This is a genomic window from Bacillus sp. NMTD17, assembly GCF_002998735.1.
GTDB lineage: Bacteria > Bacillota > Bacilli > Bacillales > Bacillaceae > Bacillus.
Map to the genome: position 1 here is coordinate 944,295 of NZ_PVRH01000001.1, position 18,343 is coordinate 962,637.

The window sequence follows — 18,343 nt, forward strand, 5'->3', positions numbered from 1 at the left end:
AGGCGATGATCATGAAGTCATCGCCTTTTCATATGTAAAGCAATATGCTTATCGAACAGTAATATAGTTAATCACACGTTCTCCAAGTGAATTATAGTAAGAAACCGTCACTGAACCGCGTTGTACGGCACGAATCCAAGTGAAGTTTGGAGCTGTTTGATCTAATTGAATCGCATAAGTTGCGCCCGTCACAGTAATTTGGCTTGCTGGAAGAGAGACGGCGATCGAAGAACCTACAGGAAGCGTACGGGTCAACGTAATCACTTTATTCATAATAGGAGCTTTTGCTATGACTGGTTCTTTTGGCTGTGCAGCTGCATGAGCACCTTCAGTTTGGAAGAACGTAAGAGCACCTAAAGCAGCTAAAGACAATGTACAAGCTTTCATTAATTTTTTCATCGGTAACACTCCTTTTTTTGGTATATACATATATTAATAATAATAGAATTATATGTCAATAAAATTATGTAGAAAAAAGAGTATTTATGGTGAAAATTGCCATGTATTATTCATATGTCTTCTCTTTTTTAGGGGAAAAAGAGGCATAAAAAAAAGCTGGGCTATCCCAGCAATGTAAAGCTTTATGAAAAGAGATCATCAATCGTCGTCTCGCTGTTTTGGCTGACGGCCTTTTAGCTTCTCTTTTTCTCTAATGTAGTGAATAAAATCGATGGTTTGTCTTCGCGCTTCTTCGGAAAAATCGGAGGCAGCTTTAAACGCAATTTGCAAATCAGGATCGTTTGCAAGGTCGGCATCAGTTCCGCCTTTGTCCTTACCTGTGAGAAGATAATCCGTTGAGACCCCATATAACTCGGCGATTTTCACAATCATCTCACCGTCAGGCTTTCTCAAGCCATATTCCCAATTTGCATAAGTGGACATCGCCTTTAATCCGAGTTTTTTAGCAACCGTTGACTTGCTCCATCCATGCTTCTCTCTTAATTCAGTTAAAATCTTTCCAGTCAAATTATCCATTGGAAACACCTTTTTTCATGTTATGAGTAAATTTTATCATGAATTACACGGAAAAGATAAATAATTACACAAAAAGAATAAAAAATGATTGACTTACTCGTTTCGTGTATATTATCATAATGAATATAACTTACACATATTGAGTAAGAGGTGGAAAGATGAAACTTGAACATTTACGAGAAGAACGCATTTTACAAGGAAAAACACAAACCTATATGGCGAAAAAGTTAGGATATAAGTATACGAGCGGCTATGCAAATATAGAAATGGGCAGAACGAAGCCTAGCTTAGAAATCGCAAAGCATATTGCAGATCTGCTGAATAGGGGTGTTCAAGAGCTTTTTTTTGACCAAAAGTTACACGAAATGAGTAATTCTCTAAAGGAAGAGCATTTCTTAGAAAAGGGGAGACGAACAAAATGAATATTGAACATCCAATGGTAGCGCAGATGAATGACTTTGGATATCCAAAAAGCTACTGGTCATATGACATGAAACGTTATGGATATCAAACAGAGATTGAGGACAGTCTGGAGGGGTTTGAAGAAGATGAAACATCAGATGACGTTTGATGCCAGAAAGGAAGCGCAGCTTTGTTTAGTCCAAGCTGGCGGCTGGATCACCTTTCATCATCAGAAACCGGTGTTTGTTTTTTCCACAGCAGAAGACAAGCAAACATACATGACCCTCTTGGCGGAAAAGTTCGCTGAAGCAAAAAAGGAGGAATCAAGGCGACGTGAAACGATGGAAGCAAATTATGACAATCCTCAAATGCTTGCTCAAAGCGAGTAAAAACGAACAAGACATCCGTCAGTGGGAAAAGGATGACGGGAGATCCTAACATGGTCATCCTTTTCATCATTGAGGCAGAGTTTTTAACAAAAGATACATTGATAAAAAGAATACGAGCAGCTGCAAAAGCACAATGCCCGCATAAAATAAAAGGCGCACTATCACTCGAGATTCGCTTATTTGACGACATGCCGCTTGACATAGCTGACTGTCAAAACAAGCGTACATACGCAGAAAAAGGTTTGATACGCCCGGTGCACGTCAGCATCTTTCAGCCAAGACTACAACATATTCAAGAAGCACTTCATTCTATTGCGGATAAGGTCCCTCTACAGATTGTCGATTTAAGAGTTTCCCAGTTTTATAGTATGCGTCCAAGAATTGAAATCATTTTAAATACGATAGGTGATGGCACGAAATCCTCACCAAATAAGGAGACAAGCATATGAACGAGCCAAAACAATTACTCATTCAAGAAAACCAGACATTTGTCGGTGAGATGGAAACAGGAAAAATTCAAGTCATCGTGTTAGATGGGAATGTAGGAACGGCTTATAAGATGGATGTACCTGAACATGGAAAAACCATTATACAAACGGCAAAAGGTCATTTTGCAAGAGTAGATCACGAGATTGGTTTTAAAATCAGCTAGATCACTGAACAAATCACAACATCATACGTCCAAGACGGAAAGCCTGCGGACACTGATCAAGACCCTATGAAAAGGGGACTGATTGGTGTCCGTTTTTTATTTTCTTAAAAAAGGGAGAGAGCCAATATGCAAGATTTACTTATCGAATACAAACGGGCATTAAAGGATGCTAGAAAAAGATATGCACCATATAGAGAAAAAGAAGACAAACAGCTTTCAGATCAAGAGAAGCATGATAAAAAAATTATCGCCAGTATGGTCAGCGATCTCGAATACGTCGTGGAATGGCTTCAAATCGGCAGACAGCCAGGCGCACGCAGAGGATTAGACAGACGTTCAGTCTATCAGCGTACCATTCTAGCAAATCCAGAAGTGTTAGAGGCTTTATCATATGAATATACACTCATCCAAGAAAATGAAAGAGAATTCAGTGAGCGGGACAAGAAACGAATTGACGAAGCCTTGTCCGTTTTAACGGATCGAGAAAAGGATGTATTCTTCATGCACACAACACAAGGATTATCGTTTAGTGAGATTGCGATTATGCTGGATGTGAAAAAAGGAACTGTCCAAAAACATATGGAGAGAGCTCGGACAAAGATGTCCAAAAAAGTACAAGAACGCCTATTCGAAGCAGCTGAATAGGCGTTTTTTCTTTTACAAAATAAATGGAGCAGCACTTGTCTTACAGTTGCCACCTATAGTTAGAAAGACCAAACGGATGTTTGCTAGCCCTACACAAATGATTCCTTCACAGGAAATCGTTCGAATTAAAAGGAGGCGGCAGGTGAATGTAAATGAAAGATAAACGGATAGGAGCCAAGCAAGATTATATGAAAGGGATGACGTACCAGCAAATTGCTGATCATTACAATGTCTCGATCCATACCGTGAAATCATGGAAAAGACGATACGGATGGCAAAGGCAAAAAGATTCGTCAAAGCAGGCACACTCGATCTTCAATCAGTTTCTGTCAGATGAAACGATTGAAATCATGGAGAAAATGGGCGGGCGTACATCGCTTGATTTAATCTGGGATCAAATTCAAATTCAATATGCTGCCATTATTCGGGCGCAGCGCATCATGTATGTGTCAGATCAAGAGGACATGATCAAAGAGCTGAAAAAGGCGGCATACAAGCCTTCTTCATTAGAAGAAACAGTAGAAGGCATTCAGCCAGAACAAGAAATCAGCACAGAAGAATATTCGTTTCAATTTTCGTGGGATCGGCATGCCACCTTTTTAAATGCCCAATCCCGTGCAATGGGAGAGCTCAGGCGTCTCATTAAACAGTTTGAAGAGCTCGCACATGCGAAGGATGAACGAAGATTAAGGCTAAAGCAAATTGAACTGACCATCGAAAAAACAAAAAAAGCAGTGCGTGAAGAAAAAGAGGAAGATCTTCACATCATGATTAAGCGGAAAGAGGATAACTCATGACGCCATTGATTGAAAAAGAAGTCAATCCTCACTTTGAACACTTTCTATTCGATTGGAATCAGAAGTTTCAATTTTTAGTAGGCGGCTACGGCTCCTCCAAAAGCTATCACATTGCGTTAAAACTCATTTTAAAGCTGCTGGAAGAAAAACGGACAGCACTTGTCATTCGAGAAGTATATGATACGCACCGTGAATCAACATTTTCTCTATTACAAGAGATCGTCAGCGATCTTGGCATCGATCGTGTGGTGAAGTGCCGAAGTTCGCCGCTTGCCTTGACGTTTCGAAATGGCAGCAGCATCTTATTCAAAGGACTGGACAAGCCTGAGAAATTGAAATCGATCAACAACATCTCGATCATTTGGATTGAAGAGTGTTCAGAGGTTTCTTATGAAGGCTTTAAAGAGCTGCTTGGAAGGCTGAGGCATCCGTCCTTACCGCTTTATATGATGTTATCGACCAATCCTGTTGGTCAAGATAATTGGACGTACAGACATTTCTTTCGAGATGAACAGCTGAAGCGATTTGTCCTAGATGACGAAACCTTATACAAAAAGCGCACCGTTGTCATCAAGGATACGTACTACCATCACTCCACAGCGGAAGATAATCTATTTCTCCCTAAAAGCTATGTGAAGCAGCTGGATGAGCTGAAAGAATACGACCCAGACCTCTATCGAATTGCGAGGAAGGGCTATTTTGGCATCAATGGAACAAAGGTTTTTCCTCAATTTGAGGTGAGAAATCATTCTGATGTATTAGAAGCGATTCAGCAGATTGACAGGCCGCTGAAACGAGCAGGCATGGATTTTGGATTTGTTGAATCGTACAATGCGCTCATTCGATTAGCCGTCGATCATGAAAAAAAGTACTTATATATTTACTGGGAATATTACGACCGCGGAAAAACAGATGATGAAACAGCCGTTGATCTAAAAGAGTTCATTGAATCAAAGGAACTCATCAAAGCTGACGCAGCCGAGCCTAAAACCATTCACTATTTTCGGCAGCGTGGATTTCAAATGGTGGCTGCACATAAATACCAAGGCTCACGTTTGCAGTATACGAAAAAGATCAAACGGTTTAAGAAAATCATTTGCTCTGATGCTTGTCCGTACACAATCTATGAACTTCAATCACTGACCTATAAGGCAGATAAGGATGGCCGTTTAGAGGAAGATGAATTTCAAATCGATCCACACACATTATCAGCCATTTGGTATGCGCTGGATGATTATGAAGTGACGGATTTGAAACAGACCGCCTCGGAGCGTGTCCGCCCAAACAGAGAGAGGAGGTCTATACAATGAAACAATTGAAAGCAACGATTATGAAGGCAAACATGTCTGATCATACAAAACAAATGTATGCAGATGAATTTTCCTACGAAAAAGATGACATTGTTCCCCCGCCTTACAACATCAATGAATTAAAAAGCATGGCAGAATATTCAACCATTCTTCAGCAATGTATTGATGCGTACAAAACCAATATTTTAGGCTTTGGGTTTGGGGTAGAATACGCCTTTGACTTTAATGCAGAAGGTGTAAAACCGGCAAAAAAGAAAGCCGCAGAGAAGGAATGGACAAGACTTGAAGAGTTTACGAAGTACATGAACTATGATGAGTCCGCTGATGTGATTCTTGGCTATGTCCTCGAAGACCGAGAGAAAACGGGCAATGGTTTTTTAGAGGTGCTGAGAGATGGACAAGGAAAGCCGGCAGGAATCGAGTATTTAGATGCGCTTCATATCCGCATTTGCAAGCTTAGTGAGCCAGTCGACGTCGAATTCAGGTACACCGAAAATGGCGAAATGAAGACAATGAATCGAAAGAAACGATTCCGTAAATATGTACAGGTAATCAACGAAAAGAAAGTCTTCTTCAAGGAGTATGGTGATCCGCGCATTTTGCACTGTGAAACAGGCAAGTACGATGACACTACACCAGAGCCGCTTCGCGCAACAGAAGTGATTCATTTTAAAATTGGCAGTGGAACGTATGGGATTCCCCGCTGGATTGGCAACATCGTCAATATGTACGGAGCACGCAAGGCAGAGGAGCTGAACTATCTTTATTTTAAACAAGGGCGGCATGTACCAGGTGCCATCATTGTCGAAAATGGCATGCTGTCAGAATCCTCTTATCAGCAGCTTCAAGATTATATGGACGATATTGAAGGATCTGATCATGCACATAAGTTTCTATTGCTTGAAGTTGAAGGTCTACCGACAGAAAAAGGGTTAACGGGAGAAGAAGATGTCTCAAATGTCAAAGTGAACTTTAAATCCCTAGCCGAGATCCTGCAAGAAGATGCGCTCTTTTTAGAATACGATGAAAAAACAAGAAACAAAATCCGCTCTGCGTTTCGCCTTCCTCCAATTTACACAGGTGAGTCTCAAGACTATAACAAAGCGACAGCAGATACGGCGCGTAAAACAACAGAAGAGCAGGTATTTCAGCCGGAACGGCATCTCATCACAGGAAAACTCAATACTCTTTTCCTGCCGGATCTTGATATTTGGCATGTCCGTTTTCTATTAAATGGTCCTGATTTTAGAGACCCATTAGAGATTGCCAAGGTACTGACGCCATTTATTCAGGCGGGGGCAGTGTCACCTAACGATTTGCGCGATCTAGCAGGAAGAATTCTCGGAAAAACGCTAGAAGAATGGCCTGAGGAACTATATCACCGACCTTTAGAAAGCCGCATGAAATCAGCTGAAGAAAAGCCTCAACCAGAGCCGGATCAGCTGACGAAATAAACAGAAGCGCGTGCACTTTTTTGAAAGGGGGTGAACATATGCCAAGAGAACTAAAAAACGCTAAAATTACGCATGTTTCCTACGTGGACAAAGCAGCGAACAAGAAGAAATTCTTTTTGATGAAAGCAAAGAAAAAGCGGCCTGACTTTCAAAAGGAGGTCAGTGTCCTGACAAAGGCAGAAGATGCTCATCGCCTCGTGTACGGTGTCGTGTATGAGCCGAATACGCCTGATGCACATCAAGACTTTATGACAGCCAAGGAAATTGAAAGAGCGGCACACGGCTTTATGAAGGATGCCCGTCATATTGACAAGCAGCATGATTTTCAGGATGGTGTTGGCGAAGTGGTTGAATCGTATATTGCTCCGGCTGATGTAGAGGTAGGCGGCGAGCTGATTCGAAAAGGGTCTTGGGTGCTTGTGACAAAAGCTTCCCAAGAGATTTGGGATCAAATTCAGAAGGGCCACATTACAGGCTATTCAATGGCTGGAACGGCGGATATCGTCGCCATAGAAGAACAAGATCAGCTTCTATCTCAAGGCACGAATGAGAGAGGGCTTTTTTCTTTGCTGAAAAATTTCTTTTTAAAAGAGGAAGGTGCAAACATGTCACAATCATTTTGGAACGTTTTAGACCATCTGCTGGAAACTTTACAGTCAAGTGATGGTGATGAGGCGGATGTAAGAGCTGCCTTAGAACAGCTCATTCCAATCATGCAGGATATCCTGAAGACAGAGGATGTACTTCAAACGATTGGTGAAAGGCCAGCCGCCGTACAAAAGGAAGATGCTGCTTTGACGACAGATCAAGTACGAGAGCTCGAAAAAGCAAAAAAGGCCATCGAAAACGTCTTACAGCAGGCTGAACAACAAGAAACAGATCAAACCGGGGAAGAACCTGTCCAAAAAGTGCTCGAGCAAGTCGTTGCACCGATTCGTCAGCAGCTCTCTTCCTTAGAGAAATCAGCCAGCAGAGAAAAAGCAGCGGTGCAGGAAGTGCTTGAGCAGCAGCTTTTGCCTATTTCAGAGCGGATTCACATGCTTGAAAAGGCGCGGGGCATGTCAAAACAAACAATCCACGATACACAAAACGACACAACAACACCCATATGGGATGGCTTACTATAAGCCTAAATAAGGAGGAAATAGTGTGAGAAATCAAGAGTTGATTCGCAAGGCTGAAATGACACTTGCCAGCTTAAAAACCGGCGGTCTCATGAACGCAACCCAATCCAACACATTCATTAGAATGATGCAAAACACACCAACCGTTTTAAATGATGCACGCATCATTCCGATGGAAAGTGATTCACAAAAAATCGAAAAAATCGGCTTTGGCCAGCGTATTTTGCGCCCAGCAGAAGAAGGCCAAGCGCTTGATGCAAAAGACCGTGTTGTCCCAGCGACAAGCACTGTCCAGCTAAATGCGAAAGAGGTCATTGCAGAGATTCACATGACCTACGACAGTATTGAAAACAATATTGAAAAAGACGGAATCCAGCAGACAATTATGCAAATGCTGGCTGAACGAGCGGCGGTCGATATTGAAGAGCTCATCGTCAATGGGGATACGACTTCATCAGATCCATTTTTAGCCCAAATGGATGGCGTGAGAAAACAAGCAGTATCTCATATTGTTGATGCAAATGGAGCGGAAATTAGCCGCCAAATGTTTAAACAAGCCTATAAAGCGATGCCGTCAAAATATTTACGTGTACCTCAGGATTTCCGTTTCTACACATCCCCAAGTTTAGAGGTTGAGTGGAAGGATCAAGTAGCAAACCGTCAGACAAATCTCGGAGATGCGGTCATTCAAGGCGGACTTTCTTCTGCATTCGGTGTGCCAGTCAAAGGTCTTGCCAATATGCAGCCATATGACGAAGCGGGAACAGACGTATCAGATATTTTGCTGACACACCCTAAAAATATTATCGTAGGTTTTTCTCGTAATATTCGAATTGAAGTAGAAAAAGATATTCGCAGCCGTAAATTTATTATTGTCCTGACAGCGAAGCTAGACAGCAAATTTGAGGAAGAGGATGCTGTAGCAAAAGTGATGAAAGTGAAAGAGTAGGTGACGGCAGGCCATGATTATTTCTCCTGAAGAACTGCAAGCCTATTCTGTATTTGAGCGTGTGAAAAATCGATCTGTAGAAAGACTGACAGCAGATATTATCGAAGCCGAAGCTTCGGTATTTCAGATCGTAGGTCATGATTTCTCAAGCGAAAAATATCAGCCCCTTCCTGAAAAAGCAAGAATCGCATTATTAAAAATGGCCCAATATTTTGCCATGCTGAATGATGACGAATCTATGATGAAAGGCTTTACGTCAGAAAAAATGGGTGATTATTCATATGCGAAGGCAGCTGATCAAGTGAAAGGCAAACCTTATGTATATGCCCTGCTTGTCGATTACATTGAACCATCATTAACTGGCGGCAGTACCAAATTAAAGGTGAGATCATTATGAGTTATCACTCTTTATTAACAGACCGCTGTGATCTTTTTCACCTTGAACATCAGGAGGCTTCCCGAGGAAAATTCGGGGTTCCAGCTGATGACTTACAAATGACTCTTTCCTATCCCGATGCTCCTAGCCTGACAGATCTGGCTTGTTATGTCATAGAAAAGAATCAGTCCCTTGTGCAAGAAGAGCCGAATACAGTTATTTATCAGTCCTATCTTGTCCATTTCCCTTTAGCAAGTGATATTCGCCTGCATGACAAAATGGTGTGGAACGGCGTCTCACTTAAGTTGCAGCAGCCCAAAATAGTGAAAAATCATCACATTGAAGTGATGGCAGTCAGGAAGGAAAATCTATGAAAATTGATGGACTTGACCGGCTGCTTTCACAGCTGGAAACAGCGTGTGCCGGCGGCTTAAAAGCAGAATATCAAGATTTGTTGCAAGACATGGGCCTAGAGCTTTTGGACATCATTCAGGATGAGCTAATCAAGGAGAATGCTGTCGATACAGGCCGGCTTCTAAGCTCCTTTACGCAAGGAGACAAGGAGAATCATTTTCTTATGTCAAAAGGTGGTCTCACGCTTGAAGTGGGAACGCAGCTTGAATATGCCTCCTATGTTAATGACGGACATGCTACTTCTTCAAGTGGAGAGCGAAGATGGGTGCCTGGCAGATGGGCTGGCAGCCGCTTTGAATATGATCCGAATGCAAAGACAGGAATGATGCTTGCCTCTCAATGGATAGATGGAAATGGCTACTGGGATCATGCTGTCATGCTCTATGAGCAAATGTTTGAACAGTCGCTGGATCGAAAGCTTCAAAGCTGGTTCGATCGACATTTTGGGAGGTGATGAAATGAATCAAGAAGTCGGGGCAATCATGCATTATATTTACACACACTTTCCTGTGACAATGTATGATCGACTTTTGCCAGAGCGTTTTCAAGTGCCATCCGTTTATGTGCCGCCCGTAACAGTCATCAGCGGTCCAGATACGGTATCTACGTTTATGAAATCTTATTCGCTGCAAGTAAAAGTGTTTCATATGGATACAGGAAAAGCGCATGACGCGGCAGAAACAATTGTTGATGCATTGCTTGCTGATCGTCAAATGATTCAGATGATGAGTGAAGATGGAGAGGTGCTTGATGATTATGTCCGCATAAAAAGAGTGGAAACCAGAATGATAGATCAAGGCGTAGCAGCGATTGTCCTGACGTGGGATAGCAGTTATTGGTACAACCGAGACAAACAAGCAAGCCTTGAAGATATCAACTTTTCAGATGGGGTGATCAAACGTGAGCAAGACTAAAAAAGCAGAGCCCGCTCAAACAGCTGGCGAAGAAAAAGAATTTGGCTTTTCATTTGAAGCCTTAAAAGAGCACAGTAAGGATCTTTTTGGGGTTAAACCAGAAATCCTTGAAGGTGCTCTTTTTTATATCAAACATCAACCAATTACAAAAACAGAAGCGAAAAAGCACATTGATGCTTTTTTGTCCAAGGAGGTTTAAAGGATGAACGGAGGCACATTTACACCAGGTACAGAGAAAAAGCGTCCTGGCATTTACTTTAATTTTAAAACAACAGCAGAGCAGAGAATTACTTTAGGCGATCGAGGTACGGTGGCACTTCCTCTTGTGATGAGCTGGGGAGAACCAAAAACCTTTATTTCCGTTTCCAATATGGAAGACTTAAATAAAAAGGTCGGACTCAACATTGATGACAAGTCACTTCTTCTTTTCCGTGAAGCAAAGAAAAAAGCACAAACGGTCTTGCTTTACCGCCTAAATGAAGGGGAGACGGCCAAAGCTGAAATCGCAGAAAACTTTGTGGTCACAGCCAATTATGGCGGTCTAAAAGGAAATGAGATCACTGTACAAGTGGCAGAAAATGTACTTGATAGCACAAAGCGTGACGTCATCACTTATCTTGGAACAGATATTGTGGATAAGCAGGTTGTCACGGATGTCAAAGATCTTGTGAAAAACAAATATGTTCAATTTTCTGGTGAAGGTGAAGCCGTCATCACGGCTGGTGTGGCACTAAGCGGCGGGAAAAATGGTGTGGCAAGTGTCGCAGATTATACAGCTTTCCTAGAAGCAGCAGAAACAGAATACTTTGATGTTATTGCTCTCCCGATCGATAATAGTGAGCAATTAAAAGCGACCTTCGCTTCATTTATCGAGCGTTTACGTGATAAGCAAGGACGTAAGGTGCAAGGAGTTGTGGCCAACTATGCAGCTGACCAAGAAGGCATCATCAATGTGACAAGCGGTGTTGTGCTGGAAGATGGAACAGAACTAACGCCTGCTCAAGCAACAGCATGGGTCGCAGGTGCAAGTGCAGGTGCAAACTTCAATCAGTCACTGACCTTTGTAGAATACGAAGGAGCAGTGGATACATTAGAACGCCTTGATAATGATCAAGTAGAATACCGATTATCACAAGGGGAGTTCCTGTTCACCTTTGATGCGAGAGATCGTACCGTGAGTGTTGAAAAAGATATTAACTCCTTGACAAGCTTTACAGCTGAAAAGAACCAGCAAATGGCGAAAAACAAAATCATTCGTGTGCTTGATGCGATCAACAATGATTTGACGTTCGAATTAAAAAATCTGATTAAATTACGCAAAGCCAATGGCAATGACATTCCAGCATCAGATGATGGGGTGCAGCTTGTGAAAACACTGATTACTCAGTATCTCACACAGCTTCAAGATGGCAGCGGCATTACAGGCTTTAACTCAGAAACAGATATCGTGATCGGTCTCAATGAAGATCGTGATGGATTTATCATCGATCTAGCGGTTCAACCAGTAGATGCAGCAGAAAAATTCTATTTCAATGTGGAGGTGAAGTAAGATGGCTTTTAAAGCGCAAAATACAATTTCAGGTAAAGAAGGTCGTCTTTTCTTAGAAGGTGAGGAGCTTGCCTTTATCAAAACGTTTGAAGCAAACGTGGAGAAAAACAAATCAGAAGTCAATGTGATGGGCCGCCGAATGACTGGTCATAAAACAACAGGGGCAAACGGAACAGGAACGGCAACATTCTATAAAGTCACGTCACGTTTCGTTCAATTAATGCTCAACTATGTGAAAAAAGGGGAAGACCCATATTTCACTCTTCAGGCTGTAATTGACGATAAGTCATCAGGCCGAGGTACTGAGCGTGTGACATTATTTGATGTCAACTTTGATTCAGCTAAAATTGCTGGACTGGATGTCGATTCAGAAGCGCTTGAAGAAGAAGTTCCGTTTACGTTCGAGGACTTTGATCTTCCTGAAAAGCTGAAGAATTCTTTCTAATTACAATTGAAAAAGGCATTACGAATGACGAAAATATATGTTATTTTTATTTTATTCAACGATATGGTATAATTTTTCATAGTTACAGAGTAGCTACAAAAGAGTTACTGTGTAACCTCAAAAAGTTTCTTAGAAATATGTTTACATGCAAAGAACTTTGCATAAAATAAAAAGAAGCCAGGATGCGTCAACATCCCGGCAATGTACAATGAGGCCCTCAAGGGGCTGGCTAATCAATTAGATAGTTTTAAGGATAGACTTTCCCTTCAACCGTCCAAAGCTCAAGGGGAGTCTATTTTTTGTCTATATACGTCAACAGGGCAACGATAAATGACCCGAATGCAAGCATTAACATAAGCGCTTGAAATGTTGACATGAGCATCACCCCCTTCCTATCGGGGATGAGCCAGACACTCTTGAGCAAGCCATTCAATTGTACAAATTAAATTATACATGAAAAGATTGGAAAGCACATTCAAAAAATGGATGTGCTTTTTTGCATTCAAAAAAACATAACAAAGGGAGTTTTTAAACATGAGCGAAAAACAAACATTTGATCTTTCATTTTTTATGCCAGGACAAACAGTAGAAGCGGAAGAGGTCAAAGTACCGATTTCTAAGCGTTTTGTTGATAAAAAAGGGAATGTCATTCCTTTTGTCTTTAAAGCCATTACAACTGAACGCATTGATGAACTGGAAAAAGAAAATACGACCTTCAAAAATGTCAAAGGCAGAGGCCGCGTAAAGGACTTAGACAGTCAGCGCTTCTACGCACGAATTGCGATTGAATCGACCATTTATCCAGATTTCCGCTCAAAGGAATTAAGGGAAGCCTACAGCACACAAGATCCAGTTGAAGTAGCAAAACGCGTCCTGTCAGTTGGCGGTGAATATGCGAACTGGTTAAACAAAGCCATTGAAATCAACGGATTCGAAGACGAAATTGAAGATTTAGAAGACGCAGCAAAAAACTAATAAAAGATGGGGATAAAGAAGCTGTGTTTTTATATTACGCCATGCACGAGCTTCACTACTCCCCATCTGAACTCCTAGATTTATACGAATCACCAAGACCGTTTAAAGCACTCCTATTCGGACTCATTAGCTACAAACTAGACATGCTAGAAAAAGAAGCAAAGAAAGGAGGGAAATAATTGGCGAAACTCACTGCACGATTTGAATTAGAAGACAAAGTATCGAAGAAGCTGCTGCGAATACAAAAGCGATTTCAAACATTTGAGAAGCAGCTCAAACCATTTAGAAAACCGGTAAAAATAAACCTGGAAATAGATGAAAAGAAGTTAAGAAACTTCAGTTTATCGCTTCGGAAAATTTCAGTATTTTCCATGAGACTGGATCAGGGAATCTATCGTGATTTAAAAGCATTAAACAATCAGTTAAATATGCTCCCAAATCATCTGGTCATATCCATTCAAGCGAAAGGACTAGATGTCATTAAATCCAGCATAAACCGTTTAAAACAAGCGGGAACAAGCCCCATTCTGCTGACGTTTAAACTAAACGATCAATTGTCAGGTAAAATGTCATCGATCAAAAAATCTATCTATCAGCTCATGAACAGAACGTATTATATGAGATTAAACATGGTTGACCAAGCCACCGCTGCAATTCAACGAATCAAAAAGACACTCAAAAGCTTGACGATGTCTAAACACGAAATCAGAGTGTCTGTTCAAGACAATGCAAAGAGTAAGTTGAAAAAACGAGATCAGGCTGAGTCGATTGTGAAAGAACAAAACATAAAAAAAGAGCCTGAGGCTGTTAGTCCATCAGTGAAAACAGATGAATCTAAACAGAGTTGGCTTCAAAACCTTGCCAATAAAGGATTAAATGAAATTCAAAAATATGCAGGTGACGTTGCAGACAAAGTGAAGGAAAAATTGAGTCCTAGAAAGTTTTGGGATGAAAAAGCACTTCCTTGGGTTGAAAATAAAATGGAAGATTACAAACAAGATGTGATCGGAAGAATTAAAGAGAAGATTAAATTTAATCCTGAAGAAAAACTAGATCAATTGGTGAAGACTGGATTAGATCGTCTCTTTGGTGCAAGTGATCAATCAAGTGAAAGTGCCACTCCAGCACCAACAACAGCACCAACAACAGCACCAACAACAGCACCAACATCAACACCATCAAATCCAGCTCCCAAAACGAAACCTCAGCCGCGAGGTGGAAAAGGCTTGTTTCGCAATAGTTGTTGCCCCTGTTGTGCAAGAGGTTTAAGCAGGGGAGGATCTACTAAAACTAAAAATAGAAATGGTCAATCACCAAGACAATCCACAAACCCAAATGCCACAACAAGAACCGAAATGAATAGAAGACCTCCAAGTAGATTAGGGAAACTGAAAACAAATGCAGGTAAATTATTTGGAAAAATTCCTAGTGGACTAAAGAAAGGTGCGGGTATCGCAGCTTCAGTTGGCGGACTTACGGGTTTAGTGAAAGGTAGCAAGGGGTTAAGTGGATTAGGGAATGCGATGAAGAGTATAGGTAAAGGGAGCGGCAAGTTATTAAAGAAAGTACCTATTCTAGGAAGTGTACTTAGTGCAACAAATCTAATCGGTATGAACAAAGAGAATGCTGGTGAAAAGATTGGTACGACTGGAGGCGGAATCGCTGGCGGGATGGCAGGTGCTGCAGCAGGTGCAGCTATTGGAAGCGTAGTTCCAGGGGTAGGTACAGCCATCGGCGGTCTAGTAGGCGGCATCGCTGGAAGTATGGGTGGAGAATCTATCGGTGAAACAATTGGAAAATGGTTTGATGGCGGCGGATTTGAAAAGATTGGCCAAAAAGCCATTGAAATCAAAAATCAAATTGTCGAAGTTTGGTCAACAGTTGCGGCTTGGTTCACAGAAAATGTATGGACACCATTAAGCAATACGGTTGTCACAGTAGCGTCATCCATTTGGTCAAGTTTAGTCAATGCATGGACATGGATACAAGAAACCTTCAGTGCAGTTGCAGGCTGGTTTATTGAAAATGTATGGACACCGCTAAGCGATACAGTCGTCACAGTAGCAACGACCATATGGACAAGTCTAGTCAATGCCTGGACATGGATTCAAGAAACATTTAGTGCCGTAGCAGGCTGGTTTATCGAAAACGTTTGGACACCTCTCAGCGACACAGTCGTTACGGTAGCAACGACCATCTGGTCAAGTTTAGTGAATGCCTGGACATGGATTCAAGAGACATTTAGTGCAGTTGCAGGTTGGTTTATTGAAAACGTTTGGACACCGCTAAGCAGCACAGTCGTTACAGTCGCTACAGGGATTTGGACAGCATTATCAAATGCATGGAAAACGATACAATCAATCTTTGGAGCTGTATCGTCATGGTTTATGGAAAATGTATGGAACCCACTTGTAGATACGGTAGGAACCATTAAAGACAGTTTCGGTAAAAAGTTTGAAGAAGCGTATAAAGTCGTGACAGATATATGGGATGGATTATCCAAATGGTTTGAGGACAAAATTCAAAAGCCGATTGTAAAAGTAGCAGAAGCTATTAGTGATGGGTTTTCTGCAGCATTTGGTTGGGTTAAAAAGATTTTTGACAAAGCAGGCGGTATTGTAGATGTAGTCATAAATTGGATTGTTGGGAAGAAAAAACCCGATAACAATGCCACAGGCGGCTATATCACCCAGCCAACCTTATCATGGGTCGGAGAAGCAGGTAACGAATTTGTTATTCCAACTCAAAATAACCGAGGACGCGGGAAGATGCTGCTTGCTCAGGCTGCTTCTCATCTTGGAATGTCTGTTATGCCAAGCGGAGCAGCTGGAAATCAAGTATCAAGCTCTCCAGCTCCTACAGCAGTAGCTTCATCATCTTCTGTCGGTTCAATAGACGGATCTGTCTCGATGACTGGGAACATTCAAGCCTCCAGCATAGGCGAGCAATTTAATAAGGATTTTGAACAAGGATTAAATCAAAAAGTGATTACACTTGATCAATGGAAGCAAAAGAATATTCAGCAACCTTTTGCTCAATTGACCTCAGACTTAGGTAAGTATGGTCAGCAAACAGTTGCTGCTTTTGCGAATGGTCAGCAGGTGACACCCACAGGAACAGACAGCTTTTTGCAAAGTCGTGTAAAAGCACCATACCAACAAGTGATGACAGCATCACCAACTTGGGGTTCTGGAACAGTTAATGGTTTTGCCACAGGTCAAAATGCCACATCAGTTGGTACTAGCCAATACGTAGATCAGCACATCAAACAACCATTCCTACAAGCAAAACAAGAATCACCAGGCTGGGGCTCAGGAATGATGGATGCCTTTAACAACGGCATGCGTTCAAAAGCAAGTGAAGTCACACAAGCTGCCAAAGAAATGGCGAAGAAAGTGGAGCAGGCGTTTAGAGAGGAATTAGACATTCATTCCCCTTCACGCGTCATGATGAGTCTTGGGAAATTTGCATCGATCGGTGTCGTTAAAGGGCTGGACTCAGTGGATGTGAAAAAGTTTGCTGAAAATCAGGCTGGTTCATTAATCGGAGCTTTCAGTGGTATGGGGGCTTCAGGTCTTAGTGTTCAGCAATGGCTCATGGCAGCTCTCATGGCAACTGGCACATCGATGAACTGGCTTCCAGGTCTTATGACCATTGCACAGCATGAATCGAATGGAAATCCGAGAGCAATCAACTTATGGGATTCCAACGCTAAAAAGGGAACGCCTTCTAAAGGCTTAATGCAAACCATTGGACCGACGTTTAACTCCAATAAAGGCAAAGGTATGAATGACATTTGGAACCCAATTCATAATGCTGTAGCCGCCATTAACTACATTAAGGGCAGATATGGAACAGTCTTCAATACACCGGGATTACGAAGTATGAGAAGAGGCGGGCCTTATAAAGGCTACGCAAATGGTGGACTGATTACTCAGGAGCAGGTTGCTAGAGTCGGAGAAGGAAACAAACGCGAATGGATTATTCCTGAAGAAAGAGGGATTCGAGGGAGATATTTATTAACGCAGGCAGCCAAAGCACTTGGGATGCAAGTATATGACCCAGCAAATGCGTCTGCTCCTTTACCAGAATCACAAATGCAGCAAGTCACCTCAGCTCAGTCTTCTAGTCGTACAGCATCGTCAAGTAATAAGCAAATCACCATTCAATTCAATGGGGATCAGCATTTCCATAATGGACAAGATCAGCAATCGCTTGTCGAAAAAATTAGACAAATGCTCGTAGATGAACTGGAAGTAGAGCTTCATACAGGAACGAAGGGGGTCGTGATCGATGGGTAAATCAGTGTATCAATTGTGGATTTCCCAAGGAAAGGACAAGTTACGATTCCCTGTCCTTCCATCCGAACTTGAAATCACAAATAACGTACAAAATGAAACGGTAAAGGTTGCTTCTTTTGGAGAACTGACCTTTATTGATGTCCCATCGGCTAAGCAAGTATCATTCACTTCATTATTTCCTAAGAAATATTCACCAATTGCTGAATATAAAAGCATTCCATCACCAGAGAATGCGATAGCGAAAATAGAACGAATGATGCGTTCAAAGAAGTCGGTGCGGCTCATTGTAACGGGGACAAAAATTAATATGACGTGTAGCATTGAAAGCTTCACCCATAAAGAAGGGTCATATGATATTGGCGATCGTGAATTTACGATCGAGTTAAAGGAATACAAAACCGCATCGCCTAGGAAAATTAAACGAAAGAAAAAAGCAAAACAAACGAAAAAGAAAAGGCCTTCAAAAACACCACCAAAAATGTACACCGTCAAAAAAGGGGATACGCTATGGGCTATTTCAGGCAGATTTTATGGCGACAGTACAAAATGGCGGCGTATTTGGAATGCCAATAAATTAGCGATGATTAAACGTAGCAAACGCAATATTAAGCAGCCAGGGCATTGGATTTTCCCTGGACAAAGGTTAAAAATACCACAATAGGGGGGCTGGCA

The 18,343-nt window shown here is 41.7% G+C and carries 25 protein-coding genes; 22 read left to right on the forward strand and 3 right to left on the reverse strand.

Going from position 1 to position 18,343, the window contains the following annotated elements:
• Positions 1–48: 48 nt before the first annotated feature.
• On the reverse strand, positions 49–399 hold the full coding sequence (locus tag C6347_RS04810; RefSeq protein WP_034659757.1) for a hypothetical protein: 351 nt from the start codon (positions 397–399) through the stop codon (positions 49–51).
• Between the two features lie 198 nt (positions 400–597).
• Complete coding sequence (locus C6347_RS04815; RefSeq protein WP_060597175.1) at positions 598–975, reverse strand: helix-turn-helix domain-containing protein; 378 nt, start codon at positions 973–975, stop codon at positions 598–600.
• A 158-nt stretch (positions 976–1,133) separates the two neighbouring features.
• Here C6347_RS04815 and C6347_RS04820 point away from each other — a divergent pair, with 158 nt between their 5' ends.
• The 18 genes from C6347_RS04820 (at position 1,134) to C6347_RS04900 (ending at position 12,395) form a co-directional block, all read left to right on the forward strand.
• Positions 1,134–1,397, forward strand: a complete 264-nt coding sequence (locus C6347_RS04820; protein ID WP_034659755.1) for a helix-turn-helix transcriptional regulator — start codon at positions 1,134–1,136, stop codon at positions 1,395–1,397.
• Positions 1,394–1,546, forward strand: a complete 153-nt coding sequence (locus C6347_RS19200; protein ID WP_164847178.1) for a hypothetical protein — start codon at positions 1,394–1,396, stop codon at positions 1,544–1,546. The genes C6347_RS04820 and C6347_RS19200 overlap by 4 nt, the downstream gene beginning before the upstream one ends.
• Positions 1,524–1,766, forward strand: a complete 243-nt coding sequence (locus C6347_RS04825) for a hypothetical protein (RefSeq protein ID WP_081311382.1) — start codon at positions 1,524–1,526, stop codon at positions 1,764–1,766. Before C6347_RS19200 ends, C6347_RS04825 begins: the two co-directional genes overlap by 23 nt.
• A 50-nt stretch (positions 1,767–1,816) precedes the next feature.
• A complete protein-coding gene (locus C6347_RS04830; RefSeq protein WP_106071470.1) occupies positions 1,817–2,215 on the forward strand; it encodes a RusA family crossover junction endodeoxyribonuclease in 399 nt (132 codons plus the stop codon).
• Positions 2,212–2,418 (forward strand): XtrA/YqaO family protein, encoded by a 207-nt coding sequence (locus tag C6347_RS04835; RefSeq protein ID WP_066030484.1) that lies wholly within the window; start codon positions 2,212–2,214, stop codon positions 2,416–2,418. The genes C6347_RS04830 and C6347_RS04835 overlap by 4 nt, the downstream gene beginning before the upstream one ends.
• A gap of 126 nt (positions 2,419–2,544) precedes the next feature.
• Positions 2,545–3,063: a sigma-70 family RNA polymerase sigma factor gene (locus C6347_RS04840; RefSeq protein WP_106071471.1), complete on the forward strand. Its 519-nt coding sequence runs from the start codon at positions 2,545–2,547 to the stop codon at positions 3,061–3,063.
• Between the two features lie 152 nt (positions 3,064–3,215).
• Positions 3,216–3,860, forward strand: a complete 645-nt coding sequence (gene terS, locus C6347_RS04845) for a phage terminase small subunit (RefSeq protein ID WP_060597166.1) — start codon at positions 3,216–3,218, stop codon at positions 3,858–3,860.
• Between the two features lie 8 nt (positions 3,861–3,868).
• Positions 3,869–5,170 carry a PBSX family phage terminase large subunit gene (locus tag C6347_RS04850; RefSeq protein ID WP_181185443.1) on the forward strand — a complete coding sequence of 434 codons (1,302 nt, stop codon included), beginning with the start codon at positions 3,869–3,871 and terminating at the stop codon, positions 5,168–5,170.
• Positions 5,167–6,624 (forward strand): phage portal protein, encoded by a 1,458-nt coding sequence (locus C6347_RS04855; RefSeq protein ID WP_095285856.1) that lies wholly within the window; start codon positions 5,167–5,169, stop codon positions 6,622–6,624. The genes C6347_RS04850 and C6347_RS04855 overlap by 4 nt, the downstream gene beginning before the upstream one ends.
• 38 nt (positions 6,625–6,662) lie before the next feature.
• On the forward strand, positions 6,663–7,751 hold the full coding sequence (locus tag C6347_RS04860; protein WP_066030487.1) for an XkdF-like putative serine protease domain-containing protein: 1,089 nt from the start codon (positions 6,663–6,665) through the stop codon (positions 7,749–7,751).
• A 22-nt stretch (positions 7,752–7,773) separates the two neighbouring features.
• Complete coding sequence (locus C6347_RS04865) at positions 7,774–8,697, forward strand: phage major capsid protein (protein WP_034659746.1); 924 nt, start codon at positions 7,774–7,776, stop codon at positions 8,695–8,697.
• Positions 8,698–8,710: 13 nt separating this feature from the next.
• A complete protein-coding gene (yqbG, locus tag C6347_RS04870) occupies positions 8,711–9,094 on the forward strand; it encodes a protein YqbG (RefSeq protein ID WP_066030488.1) in 384 nt (127 codons plus the stop codon).
• Positions 9,091–9,447, forward strand: a complete 357-nt coding sequence (locus C6347_RS04875) for a YqbH/XkdH family protein (RefSeq protein ID WP_034659744.1) — start codon at positions 9,091–9,093, stop codon at positions 9,445–9,447. Before yqbG ends, C6347_RS04875 begins: the two co-directional genes overlap by 4 nt.
• On the forward strand, positions 9,444–9,941 hold the full coding sequence (locus C6347_RS04880) for an HK97 gp10 family phage protein (RefSeq protein WP_060597157.1): 498 nt from the start codon (positions 9,444–9,446) through the stop codon (positions 9,939–9,941). Before C6347_RS04875 ends, C6347_RS04880 begins: the two co-directional genes overlap by 4 nt.
• A gap of 4 nt (positions 9,942–9,945) precedes the next feature.
• Complete coding sequence (locus C6347_RS04885) at positions 9,946–10,401, forward strand: phage tail terminator family protein (RefSeq protein WP_066030489.1); 456 nt, start codon at positions 9,946–9,948, stop codon at positions 10,399–10,401.
• A complete protein-coding gene (locus C6347_RS04890; RefSeq protein ID WP_003212736.1) occupies positions 10,388–10,600 on the forward strand; it encodes a YqzN/YkzM domain-containing protein in 213 nt (70 codons plus the stop codon). Before C6347_RS04885 ends, C6347_RS04890 begins: the two co-directional genes overlap by 14 nt.
• A gap of 3 nt (positions 10,601–10,603) precedes the next feature.
• Complete coding sequence (locus C6347_RS04895; RefSeq protein ID WP_060597153.1) at positions 10,604–11,950, forward strand: phage tail sheath family protein; 1,347 nt, start codon at positions 10,604–10,606, stop codon at positions 11,948–11,950.
• A gap of 1 nt (position 11,951) precedes the next feature.
• Positions 11,952–12,395: a phage tail tube protein gene (locus C6347_RS04900; protein WP_003213309.1), complete on the forward strand. Its 444-nt coding sequence runs from the start codon at positions 11,952–11,954 to the stop codon at positions 12,393–12,395.
• 292 nt (positions 12,396–12,687) lie between these two features.
• Here the strand turns inward: C6347_RS04900 and C6347_RS04905 are convergent, their stop codons facing one another.
• Positions 12,688–12,777 (reverse strand): putative holin-like toxin, encoded by a 90-nt coding sequence (locus C6347_RS04905; RefSeq protein ID WP_081311383.1) that lies wholly within the window; start codon positions 12,775–12,777, stop codon positions 12,688–12,690.
• A 152-nt stretch (positions 12,778–12,929) separates the two neighbouring features.
• Here C6347_RS04905 and C6347_RS04910 point away from each other — a divergent pair, with 152 nt between their 5' ends.
• The 4 genes from C6347_RS04910 to C6347_RS04925 are packed head-to-tail and all read left to right on the forward strand — an operon-like array spanning position 12,930 to position 18,332.
• Positions 12,930–13,370, forward strand: a complete 441-nt coding sequence (locus C6347_RS04910) for a phage tail assembly chaperone (RefSeq protein ID WP_008344099.1) — start codon at positions 12,930–12,932, stop codon at positions 13,368–13,370.
• Between the two features lie 41 nt (positions 13,371–13,411).
• Positions 13,412–13,549 carry a hypothetical protein gene (locus tag C6347_RS04915; RefSeq protein ID WP_088002055.1) on the forward strand — a complete coding sequence of 46 codons (138 nt, stop codon included), beginning with the start codon at positions 13,412–13,414 and terminating at the stop codon, positions 13,547–13,549.
• Positions 13,550–17,671 carry a transglycosylase SLT domain-containing protein gene (locus C6347_RS04920; protein WP_258182050.1) on the forward strand — a complete coding sequence of 1,374 codons (4,122 nt, stop codon included), beginning with the start codon at positions 13,550–13,552 and terminating at the stop codon, positions 17,669–17,671.
• On the forward strand, positions 17,664–18,332 hold the full coding sequence (locus C6347_RS04925; protein WP_003213616.1) for a LysM peptidoglycan-binding domain-containing protein: 669 nt from the start codon (positions 17,664–17,666) through the stop codon (positions 18,330–18,332). The genes C6347_RS04920 and C6347_RS04925 overlap by 8 nt, the downstream gene beginning before the upstream one ends.
• Positions 18,333–18,343 lie beyond the last annotated feature (11 nt).